The organism is Sporosarcina sp. BI001-red (genome assembly GCF_003384035.1).
Taxonomy (GTDB): domain Bacteria; phylum Bacillota; class Bacilli; order Bacillales_A; family Planococcaceae; genus Sporosarcina.
On the sequence record NZ_QQAK01000011.1, the window covers coordinates 356,238 to 370,780 of the forward strand.

Here is a 14,543-nt window from a genome sequence, read left to right on the forward strand (position 1 = left end):
GTCGAGGGGAGCTACGCAGCATGGAAGAAAAAATCTTACAGTTGTTAGTAGGACTTACGGCAGACGTACGGGATATGAAGTCAGATTTAGGTGAGATGAAGTCAGATGTTGTTGGATTGAAATCGGATGTTGTTGGATTGAAGTCTGATGTTGGTTCTTTGAAGTCTGGACTGGAAAACTTACATTTCGAGATGAACACGCGGTTTGATCGAGTGGATAACTTACTAGTAGGGATTGGCGGTCAATTTGAACACCAAACTGAACAGCGATTGGTTCATGATGAGAGCGTTACGGAGGAATTCATGGTCATTAAATCACGTATTTTCGATCTTGAAAACAAAGTGAATCGAGCGCACTGAAAAAGCAGAACTTCCCCGGGTATCCCCTCGGAAGTTCTGCTTTTCAGATTATAAATCCGCTTCCGCAATTGCTGTTGCAATGGCGTCTTCAATTGGGGTAACGGGTCCCGTAATGTAATTATTAATCATGATAGAGAAAACGAGTGGGGTTCCTCTTTTCGTTGTTACATAACCTGACAATGTGGATACACCTGTGATCGACCCGGTTTTTGCAGCTACATTCCCTTTCGTCGACTCCCCTTTCATGCGATTTCGAAGTGTTCCACCGACCATCCTGTCTGCTTCACCTGCGAGTGGTAGCGACTCTCTGAAAGCGGAATACCAAGGCCTTTCTTGAGCTTGAATGAGAAGTGTCGTCAACGTATCGGAAGACACCAGATTTTTGTGTGACATTCCAGAACCGTCACGCAGCAGAACCGAATCTTTTGCGATACCCAGCCCTTCCAGTGTTTCAGACATTACCGCAAGACCAGCATTCCAACTTCCTTCCCCTTTTTCGACTCTTCCCATTTCTTTCACAAGCATTTCTGCATGACCATTGTTACTCAGCTTCATGAATGGGATATAGACTTCATTCAATGGCATAGACTTCTTGGATACAAGAACATTCGCGTTTTTAGGTACTCCAGCACGCTGCAATCCATTCTTTCCAAGAACGCGAATCCCTTCTTTTTGCAACGCATTTCGGAATACATCGAGCACAAGTTCTGATGGTTGCCAAACAGCCGTCCATGACCGTGAACTTGAGGCACCGACTGGAATAGAACCTTCTATAATCATTCGATTGGTCCCATGCTCGCGGTGGATGGAAATCGTCTTTTCTCCGTCTTTTCCAATGGTAGTCGCTTTATTTACAATGACGGAAGTCTCCGTTTTTGGTGTTAACGAGACGGATGGTAGTTCGCCCGCTTTTTCCCCAGGTTTCACCTCCACAATCACTGTCCCTGTATCATAATCTTCATTCGGAGAAAGCGTGAGCGCCGAAACTTGTGCCCCGACGTAGTTGAATTCATCTGACCAATTCAGGTCTTGAGAGTATCGGTCATCGTCATACCAACTGTCATCTGCAAACAAATCACCCTGAATAGTTTTGATGCCTTTTTGCTTTAACTCTTCAGCAAACTTCACAAGGTCGCTTTGAAGAAGAGTAGGGTCCCCTTTTCCTACCAAATACACGTCCCCTTGAAGAGTCGATCCCTTTAACTTACCCGTTGTCGATACTTCCGTCTTAAATCGGTAGTCTGCACCAAGCACATCCAAAGCAGCCGCACTTGTCAGCAATTTCATGTTGGAAGCAGGTCGCAATCGAATATCACTCATATGAGAATAGACCGATTTGCCAGTCTCCGCGTTTCGCACACTTACACCCGTAATTCCACCCTTCAATTTCGGATCTGCTAGTAATACGTCTAATTTCTTGGATAACGTAACTGAAGCATTCGCAGGTGGAGTAATTAAGGCTGCAGAGGCAGTGAGTGCCGGAATCGTGTGTTCATAAGCGATTGGTAGAAATGCGACCGCAACTAATAATGCAAGTAATAGAAGTTGTTTTCTAATTCGTTTCTTTAGCATTCAACATCATTCCCCTTTGACTTTTCTTTAGTATATCAAGTATTTGGTAGAATAAACTGTTATCTTATAGAAAAATCAGAATTTAATGAGTTAGTTACAGAGCACTGGCTAGGTCGCCTGTCCCATAAATCATCAACTGGTATAGTTTATGTACATTAGTGGTGGTGTATGAGCTGGAGGACACGATACTTTCTGTAAAACATTGAGTACCTGGTTAAGTGGATGGGGTTCTGGCTTTAAACGGGCGGGGTCTATGAGGTGCATTTATTACAAGGGAGAGAAACCACTTAAGATAAAACCGTCAATGAACCGAACATTGGGATTCACTTTGTCATAATACTTGTCATCACTAGAATTGAGGCAGCCTATTTTTCAATTATCTTTCTATTTGCTGATAAAAAAAGACAGCTGTGTCTACTAACACACGGCTGCCCTCTCTTTATTCATCTCATGATTCTGTTTCCCACTCAGCAATTGCTTCCCGTACTCTTGGTGCCACTTCTGCACCGAGCAACCGAATTGCACTCATCACCTCATCGTGTGGCATAGATCCAACTGGAACGTGAAGTAGGAATCTAGTGATTCCTACTTCTTTCCTCAATTTGATAATCTTTTTCGCCACGTAATCTGGATCCCCTACATACAATGCCCCTTCCAAACTTCGTGCATTGTCATACGTACCTCGTTCATAAGGTGCCCAACCCCGTTCTTTACCAATTACGTTCATGGCGTATTGAGTAGATGGGAAAAATGCATCTGCAGCTGCCCGAGTCGTTTCTCCAACGAAACCATGTGAATGAGATGCAATCTTCAATTTTGACACATCATGTCCTGCTGCGGCTGCAGCTCGCTTATATAATTGAACGAGTGGTGCGAATTGCGTAGGACGTCCTCCAATAATCGCAAGTACGAGTGGTAGTCCTAACTTTCCTGCGCGTACGACGGACTCCGGATTCCCTCCGCTACCAATCCAGACGGGTAAAGATTCTTGCACAGGGCGTGGATATACACCTCTTCGATCAATTGCTGGACGATGTTTTCCATCCCACGAAACCACTTCGGACTCACGTAATTTCAATAATAGATCCAATTTTTCATTGAACAGCTCATTGTAGTCCGATAGATCTTGTCCAAATAGCGGGAATGATTCGATGAACGATCCCCGCCCCGCCATAATTTCAGCCCGTCCATTCGAGATTCCATCGAGTGTGGCAAAGTCTTGAAAGACGCGAACTGGATCCGCAGAAGATAATACTGTAACCGCACTTGTCAACCGGATATTAAAGGTTTGTGAAGCCGCTGCGGCAAGCAATATCGCTGGTGAAGAGGATGCGTAATCTGCCCGATGGTGCTCCCCGACACCGAATACGTCGAGTCCTACCCGATCGGCAAGCACAATCTCTTCAACTACTTCCCGCAATCGTTCTGCATGACTTTTCAGCTTTCCGGTTTCCGAATCCGGCGTTGTCTCAACGAACGTGCTAATTCCTATCTCCATCGATTCTTCCTCCTAAGTGCATCGTTAATTTCTCTATTGTACTCGTGTAAGAGCAGAAATGGTGAAACAAACAACCGATCATAAGCAGTTTCTAAAAATACGAAACTATATGCTCTTCTATACGTACACCTTATTATGGACATTTTTTTACAATCTCGTTACGAAACAAAGGAGGAAACAACATGGAACCCACTCCAATCGTGGAATTGAAAAGTTTATCCAAAACGATCAAGGGCAAGAAAATCATTGATGACCTGAGTTTGCAACTATACCCTGGTCAGATCACAGGCTTTCTCGGGCCGAATGGTGCAGGGAAAACAACTACCATTCGAATGATGGTCGGCCTGATGAAAAAAAGTGGTGGAGAAGTCGTGATTGACGGACAAACGCTTTCCGCAGATTTTGAAGAAGCTCTCTCTAAAGTGGGCGTCATCGTCGAAAACCCGGAAATGTATAAATTCATGTCCGGTTACAAAAATTTGCTACACTTTGCGCGCATGCAAAAAGGGGTAACAAAAGAACGGATTGACGAAGTCGTGAAACAAGTTGGAATGCAAAATCGCATCCATGAAAAAGTCGGGACCTATTCCCTCGGGATGCGTCAGCGTCTTGGCCTTGCTCAAGCCTTGTTGCACAGACCTAAATTTTTAATTTTAGATGAACCGACCAACGGACTGGATCCAGCAGGCATTCGTGAGTTCAGAGAATACTTACGACTCATTGCTCAAACTGAAGACGTTTCTGTTTTCGTATCCAGTCACATGCTGTCAGAAATTGAGCTCATGTGTGACCGGATTGCCGTCATTCAAAATGGTAAGCTCGTGGACCTTCGGGATATGAGTGAAACACAAGAAGCTCATTATTACGTAGAAGCTTTTCCTGCTGACCAAACCTTTGAACTCCTTGGGTCTCTCGGATTCAAAACAGAAAGTGTCAACGATGGATTCGTAATCCAAGCAGAAAAAACACAAATTCCCGAGCTCGTCAAAACGTTGTCAACCGCCGGACTAGAGCTATACGCAATCCAACCACACAGACAAACACTTGAGGACCAATTCCTCGAATTGACAGGAGGTGGCCAGCTTGCTGAGACTGCTGCAAAATGAATGGATGAAACTGTGGTCTAAAAAAGGTACTTGGATAATGGCGGGCTTGATGGTAGTACTCATTATCGCCATGGCGGGGATAGTGAAATGGTCTGATAGTTTAATGGATGATGAATCCGACTGGAAACTTAGCACCCAAAGCGACCTAGAAAATGATAAAAGTTCATTAGAAATGGGTGTCCTAAAAGGAGAAAGCAAGCGGCATGCAGAAGAGAATGTTAAAATCTCTGAATATCGGCTTGCAAATGATATCGCACCACTGAAAAACACTAGCCGAGAGGGTATGATTTACAATCCTTCAGTCGGCAGTATTGCATTGCTACTCACGGTCATTGTAGCCGCGGGAATTGTCGCATCCGAGTTTTCACAAGGGACAATTAAAATGCTACTCACTCGTCCCGTGAAACGATGGAAAATCATGACGTCTAAATACTTGGCAATTTTGATATTCGGCATAGTGCTAATGTTAATTGGCTTTATAACAACCATTTTAAGTGCTTTCGTCTTCTTCCCATCGGCGGGTGGGCAAGCTCTCGCCGTATCAGGTGGTAACGTTGTAGAAGTTTCCATATGGAGCCATGGCCTATACATGTTATTGCTCTCATTTGTTAATGTAATCATCACCGCAACGTTTGCGTTCATGGTTGGAAGCGTGTTCCGCTCAAGTGGAATGGCGATTGGGCTATCCTTATTCATCTACTTCACGGGAAGTGTCATCGTCGGTCTTTTAAGCCGATTTGAAATTGTAAAATACTTGATATTTACACATATGGACTTGACGATGTATGAATCCAATTTCGTCTTGAATGATGACATCACGTTGCCGTTCTCGCTAGCTGTGTTAGCAGTCTATCTAGTTGTATTCTTAATTGTTAGCTACACAGTATTTACTAAACGGGATATTACAGCGTAACTTACATGCACCAGTTATTGCGGAGGCAGCCTCTACAATAACTGGTGTTTTGACTTTTCAAACATCCTAATTATATATGAATAAACTTGATATACCCCGGCAATACTTCTAATAGAGTAAGTCGGGTATTTTTATGAAAAATATTTTCTCATTAAATGATGAGGTTGCAATTCTTCATATGTTAACACGCTATGTAAGCACTCATGTCATCTTTTTGCAACAATTGTCGAAAAGTTTTTTCTTGAATTCTTGAAAATTAGTTTACACCTGGTATCTACCGGGTAAAATTGCTTATACGAGGAGGGACAGAATATGCAGACAGAGTGTGAAAGTTATGTGATGGTTCGTGAGTTACATCACCTCAACGAAGAATATCAACTTGCGCCCACTCCATTGAAGTCGATAATCCTCACTGACATCCGCCTGATCCAAGATGCCCTCAGCCTTTTGAAAGTCGACACTACTCCACCAATGTAATACTTTTTAGTCTCCTTATGAACGGAAACTAAAGTAACTGACCCATATCCCCTTTCTCTCTTTTTTCGAAATATGGGATTCTATAGAAAAACCAGCTCCCTCGGCAGTTAGACATGCCGATTAGAAGCTGGTTTTTGTTTTTTATAAGTGTGTAACCAGAGTTTGTTTTTCAGTGAGTTCGATTTCAAATCCTAGGTCTTCTAACATCCGAAAGTCTGAGTTAACCTCTTGACCATCCGTAGTTAAGTAATCCCCAACAAATATACTATTTGCTGCATACATCCCCATCGGTTGAAGTGATCGTAAGTTGACTTCACGACCGCCTGAAATTCTAATTTCCTTCGTAGGATTCATATAACGGAACAATGCCAATACTTTTAAGCAATAGCGTGGATTCAGTTCATTCGTCCCTTCTAGCTTCGTTCCGTCAATTGCATGCAAGAAGTTCACTGGAATAGAGTCTGCATCTAATCTGCGGAGTGCACGGGTAATATCAACGACATCTTCTTTCGTCTCTTTCATCCCAATTATTGCGCCAGAGCAAGGTGAGATGCCATACCTTTTCGCAATTTCTACTGTGTCCACACGATCTTTGTACGTATGTGACGTTGTGATGAAATCATGATGACGCTCGGAAGTGTTCAGATTATGGTTATACCGATCGACACCTGCAGTTTTCAGCTGCTCTGCTTGTTCTTCTTTTAAAATCCCCAAACATGCACACACAGTTAGCCCGTACTTTTCCTTTATTTCTTCAACGGCTTCGCTGACAACACGTACGTCTTTTCTAGTCGGCCCTCGCCCACTTGCTACGATGCAATACGTTCCAATGTTGTTATCAAATGCCCGTTTTGCCCCTTCTAGAATTTCCTCTTTTGAGATGAATGGATACTTATCAATCGGCGCTGTGGATTTAGACGATTGAGAGCAATATCCACAGTCTTCCGGACAGAAACCACTCTTTGCATTCATAATCATATTCAGTTTCACTTTTTTCCCGAAGTAATGACGTCGAATCTCATAAGCACCATCTAGTAGGGATAAAATGTTGTCGTCACTTGAGTTCAAAATTGATAATGCTTCGTCATTTGAAAGCTCTTTCCCATCAATGACTTCGTGTGCGAGTGTTTTCCAGTTCATGTCGTAAGCCCCTTTTTGTGTGCGTGAATTTTTTCAATATCGGATATAGTCTCGTAGCGAGTAATCCCGTTCCTACAGCAAGCGCAATATCTATAACAATTGTGCTAAAGAATCCCGCAACCAAGACATTCATGACATTGGCCGGTGTAGCTAGCCAACTATTAAGTGCTACATACAAATAAGGTACTCCAATTGCATATATCACTGCAGTTCCCGCCAAATTTGCCAAGATGAAATGCTTTCGAGTAGGAACAGGAACCCGCTCAAGGATAAGGCCGATGACATAGGCAGCCGCAGCAAATCCTATTAAGTAGCCGAATGTGGGTTGAAGGAGATATGTGATTCCTCCGCCCTTTGTGAAAACGGGAAGTCCTGCTAATCCCACGAACAAATACACAAGCTGACTTTGTAGACCACGACTACTCCCTAATAACGTACCTGCTAAAAAAACAATAACAATTTGTAATGTAAACGGGACAACCGGTAGCGTAATTTTAATGAATGCACCTATCGCTGTTAATGATGCAAAAACTGCAATAAGGGCCATTGAATGTATACTATTGCCTCTCGTCATACAGGCTGTCCTCGCTTATGGAAAAATTGTTCCATTACTTCTTTCGTTGTCTTCACCATCCACTCAATTTCTTCCTCAGAAATTACATAAGGTGGCATGAAGTAAATGATGTTGCCAAGCGGACGTATCAGAAGCCCTTTTTTAAGCGCTTGCTGGTAAATTTCATAACCAATTCTTTCATCACTTGGAAAAGGTTCTTTTGTTTTACGATCCGCCACCAATTCAATTGCACCAACAAAACCGGTTTGACGATATTCCCCCACGTAAGGCAATTCGTCAAATGCAGCATGGGCAAGATTATTCAATAAATGTTGCTTCGGTGCTAATTGTTCCATTACGCGTTCTTCTTCAAAAATGGCGAGTACTTCCTGTGCTGCGCGAAGTGCTAGCGGGTTCCCTGTATAACTATGAGAATGCAGAAACGCTTTCATCGTACCGTAATCATCATAAAATGCGCGGTATACATCCTCGGTCGTCAACACTGCAGACAACGGTAAATAACCTCCCGTAATCCCTTTGGATAAACATAAAAAGTCCGGTGTGATCTGCGCTTGCTCACACGCAAAAAGTGTACCCGTCCGTCCAAAACCAACCGCCACTTCATCCGCAATCAGGTGTACGTCATATGTGTCACACAAATCTCGTAGCTTCTTCAGAAATATCGGGGGATACATTTTCATTCCAGCTGCTGCTTGAATCAGTGGTTCGATAATCGCAGCAGAAATCGTGTCCGCATGTTCCATAAATTGCTTTTCAGTGTCTTGAATGCACTGGGCATGGCACGTTTCTGGTGAATCACCGAATGGACAGCGAAAGCAATCCGGTCCTTGGGCATGAACTACATTCAGTAGGAGCGGCGCGTAAACATCGTTATATAACCCAACGCCCCCCATAGATAGTGCTCCGAGCGTCTCACCGTGATAGGCATTCGTAAACGCCAGAAATCGTTTTTTCTCTGGTTGATTACTTTGGGCCCGATATTGGAAGCTCATCTTCAGGGCAACTTCAATTGCCGCAGAACCATTGTCCGCGAAAAACACTTTCTCTAATCCTTGTGGTGTTAACTCCACAAGTTTTTCAGCAACGTGAATTGCTGGCTCATGAGTAAAGTTTGCAAAAATTACATGCTCCAGCTTTTGCGCCTGATCCGCAATCGCCTGGCTGATCCGTGGATTCGTATGACCGAACAAGTTGACCCACCAAGAAGACACTGCGTCTAAGTATCGATTGCCTTGTTTATCGGTTAACCAGACACCTTCCCCGCTTTCGATAACAATCGGCGGGAACGTCTCATAATCTTTCATCTGTGCGCATGGATGCCAGATATTTTCAACATCTCGTGCTTGTAGTTCTTCATACTTCATTGGACATCAACCCTTCCAAGACCGGCACGTCCGTAAAACTTTCAATTGTACTGTTTGCCTTAATGACAACGGAAGGTAATCCGGTAAACCGACGTATAGTCTCCATGTTGTTTTGCTCTAACGGTGTTTGGTTGAATTGATTGAACACAATTCCCTGTACACTGATTCCACGCGCTTGTAGCGCTTCAATCGACAAAAGTGTGTGATTGATAGTGCCTAGTTTCGTAGAAGCAACAAGAACCACCGGTAAATCCGACTGTTCCACCACGTCCAATAATGTCCGTTTCGTGTTTGAATGGAGCGGTACTAATAATCCACCTGCTCCCTCACAAATAACCGTTTCAAATTTTACTTTCAAGTTTTCAATTGTCTGGAGCACCAGTTTTTCGTCAATCTGATGACCAGCTAACTCGGCAGCATAATGTGGAGACGCCGCTACTGGAAATGAATATGTATTGAGTAAATCGTTGTCCAAGGGATACAAACTATAATCTTTATAACTAGACGTATCCTGATAATGCCCCTGGCCGTCATCTGCAACAATACCCGTTTGTACAGGTTTGTAAGGAGTTACAGCTATCCCTGTTTTCTGAAGCTCTCTCAAGAACAAAGTTGTCACAAATGTTTTTCCGACGTCCGTGTCTGTTCCCACTACCCAAAAATGTTGCATCGTAAATACCTTCTTTATCTCACAGAATGAATTTCATTTGTGTTAACCATTATAATATTTAGGTTAACACAAATAGATTATCATATTTTTTATCATTCGTAAAATGGCAGTAAAAAAGCAGACAGGAAGAGCTGATTGCTCCATACTGTCTGCTAGATAGTCTGATTACGATAGAATGACCTTAACATTACACTGTTGAGGACTTGATGAAATAATTTTTTTAGTTCACAGTCATCTCTTCCTCATGAAGACTTTCTTACAAGCCCCATATATAGAATGAACGCCATCAAACTGCAGCTTACAATAACAATTCCTAGCGGCCATGCGCTTTGATCGCCTGCAATTCCTACAAGTGGTGAGACGATTGCGCCTCCGATAAACGGTAGTAAACCAAGGAATGCAGAGGCACTGCCAGCTGCCTGGCTTTGTCGATGCATAGCTAGTGAAAACGATGAAGTCGAGACCATTCCCACACTAGAAACAACTAAGAAGAATGCTGTGGCGACGACAAATAGTGGCCCTTGTTGCCATATGACAAGCAATAACAGTACACTACCAGTTAACGAAACAAGTACGCCCGTCATCAGGAAGTTCAGTTCAGATATTTTATGCGATAAACGCCCTGTGATTTGTGCAGCTGCAATAATTCCAACACCGTTTAACGCGAAGAATAGAGAAAACTGTTGTGGTGTGACGCCATACATGTTTTGCAGGACAAAAGGAGAACCTGCGATATAAGCGAACATGGAAGACATGACAAATGCTTGTGTTAGTGCAATTCCCATGAATTGACGATCTTTGAGTAATCGGCCAAATGTCTTGAAGACTGATAGGATTCCTTTTTCAGCCCGGTTCTCAAACGGAAGGGTATCCGGTAAAAAACCAGCCGTTCCAACGAACATCAGCAATCCAATTCCACCGAGTACAAAAAATACAACTGGCCATGAGGCAAAGCTTAAGATGGCACCTCCCGCAATCGGTGCAAGAATCGGGGCTGCCCCATTGACGATGGAGAGCAGTGCCATGAACTTTGTAAGTTCGTGCCCTGCATATAGATCGCGAGCGCATGCTCTTGCAATAACAATACCAGCAGCACCCGTTAACCCCTGTACAAAACGCAGGATGATGAATGGCCAAATGGATGTCGTAAACGCACAAAGTACAGAGGCAATTGCATAGACCACGAGAGTCAGAACGAGTGGTCTACGTCTCCCGTAAATATCACTTAGTGGACCAAATATGAGTTGCCCAGCACCAAGTCCAATGAGACATGCCGTCAAGCTTAGTTGAACAAGTGAGGTCGATGCACTCATATCCAGGGCCACGGCTGGCAGTCCAGGTAAGTACATATCCATCGACAGCGGGCCGAATGCTGTCAACGAACCGAGCAGCACGACAAGCCAAAGTGTGGGCAATGATTTCTTTGTGGTGATTGCTTTTGTCATATCTCCAAATCCTTTTCTATTAAATTCTACGGTGGAGTATACCATATTGGGAGGGGTTGGGGTGGGTGGCCCGCTGGAACGGGCGAGTTCCTCACCGGAACGAGCGGGTTCCTCGCTGAAACGAGAGGGTTCCTTGCTGAAACGAGCGGGTTCCTTGCTGAAACGAGCGGGTTCCTCGTGGGAACGGGCGGGTTCCTCGTGGGAACGGGCGGGTTCCTCGTGGGAACGAGCGGGTTCCTCGTGGGAACGAGCGGGTTCCTCGTGGGAACGAGCGGGTTCCTCGTGGGAACGAGCGGGTTCCTCGTGGGAACGAGCGGGTTCCTCGCTGAAACGGGCGGGTTCCTCCCCGAAACGAGCGGGTTCCTCGTGGGAACGAGCGGGTTCCTCGTGGGAACGAGCGGGTTCCTCATGGGAACGAGCGGGTTCCTCGTGGGAACGAGCGGGTTCCTCGTGGGAACGAGCGGGTTCCTCGTGGGAACGAGCGGGTTCCTCGTGGGAACGGGCGGGTTCCTCGATGAAACGAGCGGGTTCCTCGACTGAACGAGCGGGTTCCTCGTGGGAACGGGCGGGTTCCTCGACTTGAACGGGCGGGTTCCTCGACTGAACGAGCGGGTTCCTCGCCGAAACGAGCGGGTTCCTCGCTGAAACGAGCGGGTTCCTCGCTGAAACGAGCGGGTTCCTCGCTGAAACGAGCGGGTTCCTCGTGGGAACGGGCGGGTTCCTCGTGGGAACGAGCGGGTTCCTCGTGGGAACGAGCGGGTTCCTCGACTGAACGAGCGGGTTCCTCGTGGAAACGAGCGGGTTCCTCGCCAGAACGAGCGGGTTCCTCGCCAGAACGGGCGGGTTCCTCGCCAGAACGAGCGGATTCCTCGCCGGAACGGGCGGGTACAAGTAGAAATTTCATCCAAACAACAAAAACACCCGACTCACCCTAAAATAGGATAAGTCAGGCGTGTAAAGGTGCTTACAATTCTCCAGCTTCAAAGTTCTCAGCATCGATTTCAGGATCGTTTACATTACTAATGACGAATTGAGTGTACGATTCTGAGTCATCCGTAAGCAAGTTGAACCGTTCAGTTTTCACGAACCGATAATCTTCTGTACCTTCTGCTTCAACATCTGATAATTGGAGTTCTTTCATCCAGCCATCCACTTCCTCTTCAGAAGCACCTGGCTCAGTAGCACGTATTATTGAACGGATGACTCCGAGCGTCTCTTGTCGGTCACCAGATGTACTGAACATTACACTACGCAATTCTTCTTCGCTTTCTTTGCCAAGCAGCTGCATACGGCCCTCATCGTCATAACTCATGTCTATAATTTGGTGATCTTCATTAAAACCCGTACTTTCCCAATCCAAATGATAAACACGCGCTGAAATCCCTTCTTCTTCAGCAGATTTATTGAAGTTCGTTTGGAATTCCTTAGCAGTTAACCCAATTTTCATATCTGCTGCTTCCCCAGTTGTTCCCTCTTCCTCATCTTCTTCAGACTCTACGTTGTTTTCAGCAGAGACTTCCGGTTTTTCAACATCGGTTTTGCTTGTCTGATCTGCTTTATCTTTAGCACATGCGGAAAGAGTCAGCATCAATAGTGCACCTAGGATTATGCTAGTCCATTTTTTCAACATATGTTTACAACCTCCATTTGTATTTTTTCAACTTCCTCACTATAGCGACTACTTAGTTTATAATCAATTTAATATACTGTTATTTCAATAAAATGATTACTTCCTACCAGATTACTAGAATCTATTTCGATCGTAGTCACTAGACTAAGCGTCACTATCATAGGGTAATGAACTCTTCTTACCTATTTTTGACCATAAAAAGACGAACGCTCATAAGCGTCCGCATATTTCATTGCTCAATTATGTCCCACAATATGTTCGAAACGGTGCTGACGAATCGGACGGCGTTGTATAGTCAACCTGCTGTTCAGAATATGAATATGGAGAAGATAAAACATGATTTAATTTGTGCAACATACTGAAATCACCATTACCCGCTGCCTTAATCGCCTCTTCCACTCTATGGTTACGCGGAATCACTGAAGGGTTGCTAAATCGCATTACATCATAAGATTCTTCAATAGTTGCCACCTGTTGCTTTCGTCGTGTCTCCCACTTATTCTTCCACTCACAAAAAGCATCTTCACTGAACCAATTTGGTTGCTCTGCGCTTTCATCCGTTAAAGCTCTGAACGTATTCGTAAAGTCTGCTTGAGCGTCTTTCATGATAAGTAATAACTCCTTGGAAAGCGTATCATCCTCCGGTTGTTCATCCAACAAACCTAACTTTGCTCGCATCCCCTTCAGCCATTCACGTTCAAAAACTTCACCAAATCGCTTGAGTTGTCTCTCTGCAATTATAATCGCCGCATCCTGATTCTCATCAAGTAACGGCAACAAGGTTTCCGCAAACCGTGCTAAGTTCCATGATGCGATCCCCGGCTGATTTCCGTATTTATATCGCCCATTTACGTCAATAGAACTGAACACGGTCGCTGGATCGTATACGTCCATAAATGCACATGGGCCATAGTCAATCGTTTCCCCACTAATCGTCATATTATCGGTATTCATAACCCCGTGGATGAACCCAACAAGCTGCCACTTGGCAATCAATGCTGCCTGTCGTTCAATAACACTCTCGAGCAGCAATTCATATCGATTGTCTTCTGTTGCAACGTCTGGATAATGCCGCTCTATTGCGTAATCAGCAAGCGTCTTCAAATCCTCAGTTACTTGACGGGCAGCTGCATATTGGAACGTACCTACTCGCAAATAACTGCTTGATGTCCGGACGAGAACAGCGCCTGGCAAAACGTCTTCACGAAGCACGTCGTTCCCGGTCAATGTAACAGATAGGCTTCGAGACGTTGGAATGCCTAATGCGTGCATCGCTTCGCTAATGATATACTCACGTAACATGGGGCCAAGCGCCGCTAGGCCGTCACCACCTCGTGAAAATGCTGTAGGACCGGATCCTTTTAAACCGATATCAATTCGCTCTCCTGAAGGTGTTAACTGCTCTCCTAAAAGAATCGCTCGTCCATCACCCAGCATCGTGAAATTCCCAAACTGATGTCCCCCATAGGCTTGTGCTATTGGCACAGCCCCATCCGGAATTTCATTTCCAGAGAGTGTTTCGGGATTCAACTCTTCAACTTGCAATCCAAGTGATTCAGCAAGACCTTTATTCAACAATACCACTTCTGGAGAAACTGCCTTTTCAGGAATCGCTTCTGCAAAAAACACTTCTGGCAGCAGACTGTAGCTGCTGTCCAATTTCCATCCTTGTTCTAAGCCCACGTGATCACTCCCTTTACCTGTATACTACCCCTAGACTGATCAAAAACGTTAGAAAATGAATTCCTTGACTGATAAATGAAACGATGGTGCTTTTCCAATCGTCTTTAAGGTA

Annotated in this window: 14 protein-coding genes; 5 read left to right on the forward strand and 9 right to left on the reverse strand. The window is 44.6% G+C overall.

The genetic code is table 11. The features are described from left to right. The first annotated feature begins 20 nt into the window (after positions 1-20). Positions 21-359 carry a hypothetical protein gene (locus DVB69_RS08835; protein WP_116018632.1) on the forward strand — a complete coding sequence of 113 codons (339 nt, stop codon included), beginning with the start codon at positions 21-23 and terminating at the stop codon, positions 357-359. A gap of 48 nt (positions 360-407) precedes the next feature. On the opposite strand, the gene dacB is transcribed toward DVB69_RS08835, so the two are convergent. Both dacB and DVB69_RS08845 read right to left on the reverse strand, forming a co-directional pair. Then, positions 408-1,931 (reverse strand): D-alanyl-D-alanine carboxypeptidase/D-alanyl-D-alanine endopeptidase, encoded by a 1,524-nt coding sequence (gene dacB / locus DVB69_RS08840; RefSeq protein ID WP_116018634.1) that lies wholly within the window; start codon positions 1,929-1,931, stop codon positions 408-410. 448 nt (positions 1,932-2,379) lie between these two features. Next, positions 2,380-3,429, reverse strand: coding sequence for an LLM class flavin-dependent oxidoreductase (locus DVB69_RS08845; protein WP_116018636.1), 1,050 nt, complete (start codon positions 3,427-3,429; stop codon positions 2,380-2,382). Between the two features lie 182 nt (positions 3,430-3,611). On the opposite strand from DVB69_RS08845, the gene DVB69_RS08850 reads away from it, so the two are divergent. From DVB69_RS08850 to DVB69_RS17565, 3 genes are all read left to right on the forward strand, one after another. Next, on the forward strand, positions 3,612-4,535 hold the full coding sequence (locus tag DVB69_RS08850; RefSeq protein ID WP_116018638.1) for an ABC transporter ATP-binding protein: 924 nt from the start codon (positions 3,612-3,614) through the stop codon (positions 4,533-4,535). After that, on the forward strand, positions 4,504-5,448 hold the full coding sequence (locus DVB69_RS08855) for an ABC transporter permease (RefSeq protein WP_233505357.1): 945 nt from the start codon (positions 4,504-4,506) through the stop codon (positions 5,446-5,448). The genes DVB69_RS08850 and DVB69_RS08855 overlap by 32 nt, the downstream gene beginning before the upstream one ends. A 312-nt stretch (positions 5,449-5,760) precedes the next feature. Then, the gene (locus DVB69_RS17565) at positions 5,761-5,925 is read left to right on the forward strand and encodes a hypothetical protein (protein WP_158541068.1); all 165 of its coding nucleotides are present in this window, start codon (positions 5,761-5,763) and stop codon (positions 5,923-5,925) included. Between the two features lie 141 nt (positions 5,926-6,066). Here the strand turns inward: DVB69_RS17565 and bioB are convergent, their stop codons facing one another. From bioB to DVB69_RS08880, 5 genes are all read right to left on the reverse strand, one after another. After that, positions 6,067-7,065 (reverse strand): biotin synthase BioB, encoded by a 999-nt coding sequence (bioB, locus tag DVB69_RS08860; RefSeq protein WP_116018642.1) that lies wholly within the window; start codon positions 7,063-7,065, stop codon positions 6,067-6,069. Then, positions 7,031-7,639 (reverse strand): biotin transporter BioY, encoded by a 609-nt coding sequence (locus tag DVB69_RS08865; RefSeq protein ID WP_116018644.1) that lies wholly within the window; start codon positions 7,637-7,639, stop codon positions 7,031-7,033. Before DVB69_RS08865 ends, bioB begins: the two co-directional genes overlap by 35 nt. After that, entirely contained in the window at positions 7,636-9,003 is a 1,368-nt protein-coding gene (bioA, locus tag DVB69_RS08870) for an adenosylmethionine--8-amino-7-oxononanoate transaminase (RefSeq protein WP_116018646.1), read from the reverse strand. The genes DVB69_RS08865 and bioA overlap by 4 nt, the downstream gene beginning before the upstream one ends. After that, positions 8,993-9,673, reverse strand: coding sequence for a dethiobiotin synthase (gene bioD, locus DVB69_RS08875; RefSeq protein WP_116018648.1), 681 nt, complete (start codon positions 9,671-9,673; stop codon positions 8,993-8,995). Before bioD ends, bioA begins: the two co-directional genes overlap by 11 nt. Before the next feature lie 242 nt (positions 9,674-9,915). After that, positions 9,916-11,118 carry a multidrug effflux MFS transporter gene (locus DVB69_RS08880; protein WP_116018650.1) on the reverse strand — a complete coding sequence of 401 codons (1,203 nt, stop codon included), beginning with the start codon at positions 11,116-11,118 and terminating at the stop codon, positions 9,916-9,918. A 177-nt stretch (positions 11,119-11,295) separates the two neighbouring features. Here DVB69_RS08880 and DVB69_RS08885 point away from each other — a divergent pair, with 177 nt between their 5' ends. Next, entirely contained in the window at positions 11,296-11,658 is a 363-nt protein-coding gene (locus DVB69_RS08885) for a hypothetical protein (protein ID WP_147300769.1), read from the forward strand. 424 nt (positions 11,659-12,082) lie between these two features. Here the strand turns inward: DVB69_RS08885 and DVB69_RS08890 are convergent, their stop codons facing one another. Continuing rightward, the gene (locus DVB69_RS08890; protein WP_116018654.1) at positions 12,083-12,748 is read right to left on the reverse strand and encodes a hypothetical protein; all 666 of its coding nucleotides are present in this window, start codon (positions 12,746-12,748) and stop codon (positions 12,083-12,085) included. A 240-nt stretch (positions 12,749-12,988) separates the two neighbouring features. Further along, entirely contained in the window at positions 12,989-14,431 is a 1,443-nt protein-coding gene (locus DVB69_RS08895) for a protein adenylyltransferase SelO (protein ID WP_116018655.1), read from the reverse strand. Positions 14,432-14,543 lie beyond the last annotated feature (112 nt).

Coding starts and splice junctions, on each gene's coding strand:
- DVB69_RS08835 (WP_116018632.1), top strand. CDS start 21: ATGGAAGAAAAAATCTTACAGTTGTTAGTAGGACTTACGGCAGACGTA.
- dacB (WP_116018634.1), bottom strand. CDS start 1,931: ATGCTAAAGAAACGAATTAGAAAACAACTTCTATTACTTGCATTATTA.
- DVB69_RS08845 (WP_116018636.1), bottom strand. CDS start 3,429: ATGGAGATAGGAATTAGCACGTTCGTTGAGACAACGCCGGATTCGGAA.
- DVB69_RS08850 (WP_116018638.1), top strand. CDS start 3,612: ATGGAACCCACTCCAATCGTGGAATTGAAAAGTTTATCCAAAACGATC.
- DVB69_RS17565 (WP_158541068.1), top strand. CDS start 5,761: ATGCAGACAGAGTGTGAAAGTTATGTGATGGTTCGTGAGTTACATCAC.
- bioB (WP_116018642.1), bottom strand. CDS start 7,065: ATGAACTGGAAAACACTCGCACACGAAGTCATTGATGGGAAAGAGCTT.
- DVB69_RS08865 (WP_116018644.1), bottom strand. CDS start 7,639: ATGACGAGAGGCAATAGTATACATTCAATGGCCCTTATTGCAGTTTTT.
- bioA (WP_116018646.1), bottom strand. CDS start 9,003: ATGAAGTATGAAGAACTACAAGCACGAGATGTTGAAAATATCTGGCAT.
- bioD (WP_116018648.1), bottom strand. CDS start 9,673: ATGCAACATTTTTGGGTAGTGGGAACAGACACGGACGTCGGAAAAACA.
- DVB69_RS08880 (WP_116018650.1), bottom strand. CDS start 11,118: ATGACAAAAGCAATCACCACAAAGAAATCATTGCCCACACTTTGGCTT.
- DVB69_RS08890 (WP_116018654.1), bottom strand. CDS start 12,748: ATGTTGAAAAAATGGACTAGCATAATCCTAGGTGCACTATTGATGCTG.